General features: G+C 59.3%; 12 protein-coding genes. 8 read left to right on the top strand and 4 right to left on the bottom strand.

Annotated features, from left to right (window positions below; all coding sequences use genetic code 11):
- Both ACP5J3_RS09650 and twy1 read left to right on the top strand, forming a co-directional pair.
- Positions 1-272: NUDIX domain-containing protein (locus ACP5J3_RS09650; protein ID WP_428495496.1), on the top strand; the 272-nt coding region annotated here is incomplete at its 5' end.
- Positions 273-300: 28 nt separating this feature from the next.
- Positions 301-1,362 carry a 4-demethylwyosine synthase TYW1 gene (gene twy1, locus ACP5J3_RS09645; RefSeq protein WP_428495495.1) on the top strand — a complete coding sequence of 354 codons (1,062 nt, stop codon included), beginning with the start codon at positions 301-303 and terminating at the stop codon, positions 1,360-1,362.
- Here twy1 and ACP5J3_RS09640 read toward each other — a convergent pair.
- Both ACP5J3_RS09640 and ACP5J3_RS09635 read right to left on the bottom strand, forming a co-directional pair.
- Positions 1,323-1,724 carry a nucleotidyltransferase domain-containing protein gene (locus tag ACP5J3_RS09640; protein WP_428495494.1) on the bottom strand — a complete coding sequence of 134 codons (402 nt, stop codon included), beginning with the start codon at positions 1,722-1,724 and terminating at the stop codon, positions 1,323-1,325. The two genes, twy1 and ACP5J3_RS09640, sit on opposite strands and share 40 nt — an antisense overlap.
- Before the next feature lie 38 nt (positions 1,725-1,762).
- Positions 1,763-2,158: a HEPN domain-containing protein gene (locus ACP5J3_RS09635; protein ID WP_428495493.1), complete on the bottom strand. Its 396-nt coding sequence runs from the start codon at positions 2,156-2,158 to the stop codon at positions 1,763-1,765.
- A 66-nt stretch (positions 2,159-2,224) separates the two neighbouring features.
- Between ACP5J3_RS09635 and tenA the strand changes: the two genes are divergently transcribed.
- The 5 genes from tenA to ACP5J3_RS09610 all read left to right on the top strand — a co-directional run bounded on the left by tenA (position 2,225) and on the right by ACP5J3_RS09610 (position 4,670).
- Entirely contained in the window at positions 2,225-2,863 is a 639-nt protein-coding gene (gene tenA / locus ACP5J3_RS09630; RefSeq protein ID WP_428495492.1) for a thiaminase II, read from the top strand.
- Positions 2,850-3,443, top strand: a complete 594-nt coding sequence (locus ACP5J3_RS09625; protein ID WP_428495491.1) for a TenA family transcriptional regulator — start codon at positions 2,850-2,852, stop codon at positions 3,441-3,443. The genes tenA and ACP5J3_RS09625 overlap by 14 nt, the downstream gene beginning before the upstream one ends.
- Before the next feature lie 56 nt (positions 3,444-3,499).
- Entirely contained in the window at positions 3,500-3,700 is a 201-nt protein-coding gene (locus ACP5J3_RS09620) for a hypothetical protein (protein WP_428495490.1), read from the top strand.
- A gap of 171 nt (positions 3,701-3,871) precedes the next feature.
- Positions 3,872-4,036, top strand: a complete 165-nt coding sequence (locus ACP5J3_RS09615; protein WP_428495489.1) for a hypothetical protein — start codon at positions 3,872-3,874, stop codon at positions 4,034-4,036.
- A gap of 157 nt (positions 4,037-4,193) precedes the next feature.
- Positions 4,194-4,670 carry a PaREP1 family protein gene (locus ACP5J3_RS09610; RefSeq protein ID WP_428495488.1) on the top strand — a complete coding sequence of 159 codons (477 nt, stop codon included), beginning with the start codon at positions 4,194-4,196 and terminating at the stop codon, positions 4,668-4,670.
- A 364-nt stretch (positions 4,671-5,034) separates the two neighbouring features.
- Here ACP5J3_RS09610 and ACP5J3_RS09605 read toward each other — a convergent pair whose 3' ends face one another.
- Entirely contained in the window at positions 5,035-5,247 is a 213-nt protein-coding gene (locus tag ACP5J3_RS09605; protein WP_428495487.1) for a hypothetical protein, read from the bottom strand.
- On the bottom strand, positions 5,231-6,016 hold the full coding sequence (locus tag ACP5J3_RS09600) for a sulfide-dependent adenosine diphosphate thiazole synthase (protein WP_428495486.1): 786 nt from the start codon (positions 6,014-6,016) through the stop codon (positions 5,231-5,233). Before ACP5J3_RS09600 ends, ACP5J3_RS09605 begins: the two co-directional genes overlap by 17 nt.
- A gap of 88 nt (positions 6,017-6,104) precedes the next feature.
- On the opposite strand from ACP5J3_RS09600, the gene ACP5J3_RS09595 reads away from it, so the two are divergent.
- Positions 6,105-6,624: MFS transporter (locus ACP5J3_RS09595; protein WP_428495485.1), on the top strand; the 520-nt coding region annotated here is incomplete at its 3' end.

The raw sequence follows: 6,624 nt of genomic DNA, 5'->3' as shown, positions 1-6,624 counted from the left end.
TGGGGGTTAGGCCCACGGGGCTTGTGGGGGTCATGGCGCCGCAGAGCCCGGAAAACGCGCCGTGGCTAAAGGTTGTCCCCTTCGTCTTCGACAGGTGGGAGGGGGAGGTGAGGCCCAACCCCCGGGAGGTTGCCGAGGCGAGGTGGGTGGCGAGGGAGGAGCTTGTGGAGGAGGAGTGGATGGGGCGCTACGCATATGTTGCTGGGAGCTGGGTTATCTGGGGCCTGACCTTTAGAATTCTGAAGGCTCTCGTGGACTGCGGCCTTTTTTAACTTTATATAGTGGCAACGGGGGTTGTACGTGTCTTGTGAAGACGTGGCGCTGGGGCGGTACCACGTGCTGGAGGGGCCGAGGCTTAGGATTAGGGCCTCCGCCGGGAGGGCCCTGGTGGAGCGGCACTACGGCTTCGTTGGCCACGCCGTGGTGGAGCTATGTAAGTGGACTAAGGACGCCATTGAGGGGGGGAAGTCTTGCTACAAGGTGAAGTTCTACAACGCGCCGGCGGGGGGGTCTCATAGATGTGTGGAGATGAGCCCGGTGGGGCTTGTCTGTAGCAACCGCTGTGTCTACTGCTGGAGGCCCACGGAGGAGTTCGACGCCTTTGTCCTCGACGAGAGGTTCTACATGGAGCCTGAGGAGGTGGTGAGGGGGGTGCTGGAGGAGAGGAGGCGCCTCCTCTCGGGCTACTGGGGCCACCCAGAGGGGCGGAGGAGGGTTAAGGAGGCTCTTGCGCCCACCCACTGGGCCATCTCCCTCTCGGGGGAGCCCACTATGTATCCAAAACTGCCCCAGTTGATTAAGCTGGTGAAGTCGCTTCCCCACACCAAGTCTGTATTTCTCGTCACGAACGGACAGCACCCCGACATGCTGAGGAGGCTTATTGAGGAGGACGCCCTGCCCACCCAGCTCTACCTCTCCACAAACGCGCCGAACAGGGAGCTGTACTACAGGATAAACGTGCCGGTTTACAACGTGGAGGACGCCTGGGAGAGGTGGCTGGAGTCTCTGGACATAATCGCCAAGGCCCCCACGAGGACTGTGCTCCGCATCACCCTGATCAGGAGCCTCAACTACGACGATAGGTACATACCGGAGTTCGCCCAGATCGTGAAGCGGGGCAACCCCCACTTCGTGGAGGTGAAGAGCTACATGCACCTCGGCCACTCCACCTTTAGGCTAAGGAGGGAGGACATGCTCAGCCACGAGGAGGTTAAGGAGTGGAGCCGCAAACTGCTGGGGGAGCTGGAGAGGCTGGGCGCCCGCTTTGTCTACATGGACGACGACGAGCCGAGCCGCATAGTGGTGCTCCAGAACCTAGACCGCTACGTAGACCGCTGGATTGTGCCCCCCGGCTCCGCCTGACGGCAGACGCCGAGGCCGAGGCCGTCGAACAGCGCAAGGCAGTTTTCCAACATCTTCGCCAATACGCCGTCTACGGCGAATTCCCCCAGCGAGTAGAGAAGCAGGTCGAGGGGTACCCCTCTGCACATTCTCTTAATCTCCGCCGCCTCCTCGAAGTAGTCCTCGTACCTCGGCAGTACCACTATTATGTCGAAGTCGCTCGCGGCGCCGTGCCTCCCCGCCGCCCGCGAGCCGAATAGTAGAACCGAGACGCGGCCCCCGTACCGCTCCACTATTGAAGATATGCAGTGGGAAAATCTCTCGGGGTACTCCCTCACCCTTTCTACAAAAACCTCAATCTTAACCACAGATCTACACACCACCCGTATATATAGCCCACGGCGCGTGAAATACGCCGGCTCTAGCCTCCTCTAGGTATCTCCCGCCCGGACCAGCGCTCAACTAAGCTCACTATCAATTCCATTGCCGCTATGCACCTCTTGGCGGTGCCCTCCGTGTAGGGCTTCACCCCCCTGGCGGGGTAGCGGGCGAGTATGTAGTGGGGCTCCATCCACTCAGCCTCTCTAAAAAGCTCCTCCGGCACCTCCCTCCCCAGCTTTTTCAACACCTCCAGTAGCTCTGTAATGCTGTGGGTAAAGGGGTGGGAGCCAGTGGCGTCTACGATAAGGCCTTTTAAAAACATCTCCAGCGCTTGGTGTGCGTTGAAACACGCCAAGTTGTAAACCCCCGAGCGCAGTGCTATGTAAGCCATTTTCATAAATGAGGTTCCTCTCTCAAACCAGTCCTCCAGACCCACGGAGGTGACACGTCCCCTAAATAAATCAGTGTAATAATGTTTTTATATGTGGAGGATAAGTGTTTTATGTCGTCGGCCGAGTTGAGGAGGAGGGCTGGGGACATCTGGGGGAGGATTTTGGCGCATCCCTTCGTCGTGGAGCTGTACGGGGGGTCTCTTCCGCTGGAGAAGTTTAGGTACTACCTGCTCCAGGACTACAACTACTTGGTTAACTTCGCCAAGGCGCTTTCCCTCGCCGCGGCCAAGGCGCCCGACGTGTCGCTTATGAAGACGGCGCTGGAACTGGCCTACGGCACAGTGACGGGGGAGATGGCTAACTACGAGAGGTTGCTGGCGGAGGTGGGGCTTACGCTGAGAGACGCCGAGGCGGCGGAGCCTAATAGGGTAAACAGGGCGTATATGTCGTATCTCAAGTCTGTCTGCGCCTTGGAGGACTTCTACAGTTGCATGGCGGCGGTTCTGCCATGCTTCTGGAGCTACCTGGAGATTGCAGAGGCCCATCGGGACAAGCTGGAGGGGAACCCAGTCGCCGTCTACAGGCGCTGGGCCTCCGTCTACCTCTCCCCGGAGTACAGAGCCCTCGTGGAGAGGCTTAGGGCCGTGCTGGACAGCTCTGGGAGGCGCCCCGACGAGCTGTGGCCCTACTTCCGGGAGGCGTCTCTGTACGAGCTGGAGTTTTGGCAGGCGGCGTATGAGGGTCATTGAGGCTATTAGAAGGGAGCTGGAGCCGCTTAATAGGGAGATCCTGGCTGCCCTCAAGCCCAGTGGGGAGGCCCTTCGCAGGTTTGTGGCTAACCAGCTCTACATAGTGCCCCACGACTTGAAGGCGCTGTCCGCGGCCATGTTCAAGGCGAGGGAGGGGGACGAGTACCGCCTCGTCAAGTTGCTGGTGGACGGGGACTACAGGGCCTTGGAGCTGTTGCGGGAGCTGGCTGAGGAGGTGGGGGTGGCCTTCAGCTGGGACGCCGTGGACCCGTCGGCGGTTTCCTACACCCACTTCTTGAGCTGGCTCGCCCTGCACGGCACCTTGGGGGACCTCGCCGTGGCCATGACGGTGAACCTCCCCGTCTGGGGCGAGAACTGCGCGGCGCTGGCGAGGTGGGCAAGGGGGCGGGGCTACTCCAAGCTGGGCTTTCTGGAGATGTTCGCCGGGCCTTACGACGAGCTGGAGGCGGCGGCGGAGGCCGTGGCGGAGAGGTATCTCGACTGGGGGCGCTACCGCTTCGTGGCCAGGGCGATACAGAGGTACGAACTGGACTTCTGGCGCGCCGTATCCAGCACTTAAACATTTTGGAATTTTGAAATTCCAAAGTTTTTAAACCTTTTGGAATTGTGGATTCCGTGGATTTTTTAAACCCCTGGTGGAGGGGGAGGCTTGAGGAGAACCCCCATCTGACTAGGTGGGCCGAGACGCCTGTTAGGGGGGTGCCCAGCTTCGTCTACGAGGTGGAGCTGGAGCCCTACGCCCTCCACTTCCTATTCGGGCCGAGGCAGGTGGGGAAGACCACCGCGCCGAGTCTCTTGGTGAAGCGGCTTGTGTAGGAGGGTAGGGACCCCGCTCCATTTTTTTACTACACCTGCGACCTCCTAGCCGACTACCGGGAGTTGGCAGAGGTGTTGAGAGAGGTGACTAGGCTGAAGGAGAGGTGGGGGTTAGAAGCGCCTTTGTAATACTCGACGAGGTGACCTACCCTCAAGAGGTGGTACAGGGCAGTGCCGGAGCTGAGGCTGGGAATAGAGGTGAAAATAGGCAGAGCTGGCGCCGGGGGGATTGTGGGACAGATAAAATATATAGGAATCCCCCCCGACGCCGCCGAGTACCTATACCGAATAGAAAACACGCCGCGGGCAAACCGCGGCTTCTACAGCGAGGGGTAAAACGGCCAATGGGCGCATCTAAACAGCGGAAAAAAGGCACCTCATAGACACGTCAGAATCCACGGCGAGAATGCCACTTACAGCCCCCGTGCCTAGACCGCCGAAAAGGTCGAACCCCTCTTTGAATAAACATTTAAGTTCAACCCACGGCGGTTATGTGGAGTTAAAAAAACCTTGGATAGACCTCGACGGGTATATTAATACCAGGAGCAAGGAAGCCTTATATGAGGCGGAGTTGGCGCTGGATTTCTTAAGACAAGGGCTAATACGAAATGCAGCGGGAAAGGCGTTCCAGGCATGGAAGGCGGTCCTGGCACTTCTCGCCGCCAAGGAGGAGGAGAGGATACGCGGGAAATACCCCGGAGAGAAGAGGCTAAAGACCGGGAAAAAGATATCCGAGGCTTATTGGATTATTGCGTTCATGCCCACGACGAGGCTTAGAGAGGTGGCGCGTCTACTGGCAGAATCCATCGGCATGGAGGTATACTTCGCGACGGAGATAGCGCTTTCGCTTCACGAGTATCAATACAACGGCCCCGATAAGGAACTAATATTCAGCAGATACCGCACAGACGAGGAAGCCGCTAGAGATATATCGTTGCTAATAAACCTCGTGAGGAAATACAGCCAGTAGATCGGCGACCAGAAGCCAACCACACCTATCGGAGAGCTGGAATTTAGCACCCGCAGTGCCTATTAGTGGGGACGGCAAGACTAACCGACGGAACAAAGACTGGCCCCCTCCCCGCCCCGGCCGGGGGCCCCCGCTGGCGGGCAAAGGGCGGATCCCAGAGACTCGTCAGAGGGCCAACAACCCCCCCGGCGAGCTCCATGGCAATGAGCTTAGCCTTGAGCCCGCCCTAGTCACATTTCACACGGAGGGACGGATTCAGCCGCCGGGGACATAGGGTTCATAGACTTGGCGGCGCGCGACCCAGCGCCGTGGCTGGGCTGGACGTAGGCGGGGGGGTTGCGTATAGAATGAAAAAGCGGCTATGTTAAATGGCGGCTTTCCTCAGCCTGCCGCCAGCTCCCGCGTCTTGATTACGAGTCCACTTAGCCACAAACTGTTTAGAACACTTCCTAGAGCAGAACACCCAGAGCTTGTTTACGCAACACGTCTTCACCACAATTGCCCCCTCTCTAATCAGCCTCCCGCAGTTGGTGCACCTAAGCTCCGTGGGCCTTTGGACTTTAAGCTCGAACGGCATGAGCCTCCGCCACCAGGTCTTTATACACCACCTCCGCCACCTTCTTCCCAGACATCAACATTCCGCCGAAAATAGGCCCCATTCTAGGCAAACCGTATACGGCGCAGACGGCGATGCCGGCCACGTAGAGGCCGGGGGCCACCCTACCTGTGTGCTCCACCACCAGCTTCTCCGACACATCCGACCACGCCGACTTCTCCCCCACCACCTGTATCCCCAGCTCAGGCACCTTCCTAGCCGCCACGGAGACGACCTCCGCGTCGTGGCCAGTGGCGTCTATCACGGCCTTGGTCTGGGTGTAGAGCGGGTCGACGTGCATCCCAGACATCTGGATAGGCGTCCATATCCACAACAAGCCGGTGACCCTCGGCGGGTCCCCCCGGAAAATCACGTCGTCTACGTGTACCCCCAGTATAATTTTAGCGCCGGCGTCCACCGCCCCCGCCGCGAGCTTTGCGATGAGCTCAGCCGGGTCGACGGTGTAGAGCCCGTCCTCCGCCGGCCTGTACCGCACCTTGAAGTCCCTCAGTATGGGCACAGCCTCCTCCTGCACCACGATCTTAGGCAACATGTTGCCCCCAGGCCCTATCCCTCCGCCGAAGGAAAACCTCCTCTCGTACACCACAACCCTCAGCCCCCTCTCCGCCAGGTACCTAGCCGCGGTGAGCCCCGCAGGCCCCGCCCCCACTATAGCCACGTCGACGTCGCTGTAATCGTCCAAGTCCCTAAGCGCGTGTCTAATAATCGCCCTCCCAATCTTCAGCTCCATAAGCAACCACTCGATTCCAAATAAAAACGTTATCCCCCGCTATAACACTGAGGAGAAAAATTTATTATAGAAATCGGATAATGTGGTTATGTCGTGGAGACAAATCCACTGGAAGCTCTTTGGAATTGTAAGCGCCAGCTTTTTCCTAGACGGCGTCTTGTTCAGCCTCGTCCCAGCCACCTTCTTCCTACTAGAGGAGCTGGCTAAAAACGCCACGTTGATATTCGCCGCCAACTCCCTCGCCTTTATGCTAGGCGCCCTGGCCCTGGGCAAGCTGGGGGACGTCGTGGGCAGGAGGCTGGGCCTCATTGCCTCCCTCCTGATCTATACCCTTGGGACTCTGTGGTTCGTAGCCGCCTTCTGGGCAGACCGCCTCGACCTCGCTACGGCGCTGGCCACCACCTCGGTGATCAACTTCGGCGTGGGGGGAGAGGTGGGCCCCGCATACTCCGCCCTCGCCGAGTTCACCCCCCCGAGGAGGCGCGGCGCCGCCTTGATGCTCGCCGCCAACTTCTGGAACGCCGGCGCGGCCGTCATCGCAGTCGCCTCACTCTACTACGCCCAGATAACTGGCGACGTAAAGACAGCGATCCTCTACACCTTCGCCA

This window comes from Pyrobaculum sp. (assembly GCF_049971835.1).
GTDB lineage: Archaea > Thermoproteota > Thermoprotei > Thermoproteales > Thermoproteaceae > Pyrobaculum.
The sequence above is the reverse complement of the archived record's forward strand: the minus strand, read 5'-3'. Positions and strand labels throughout refer to the sequence as shown.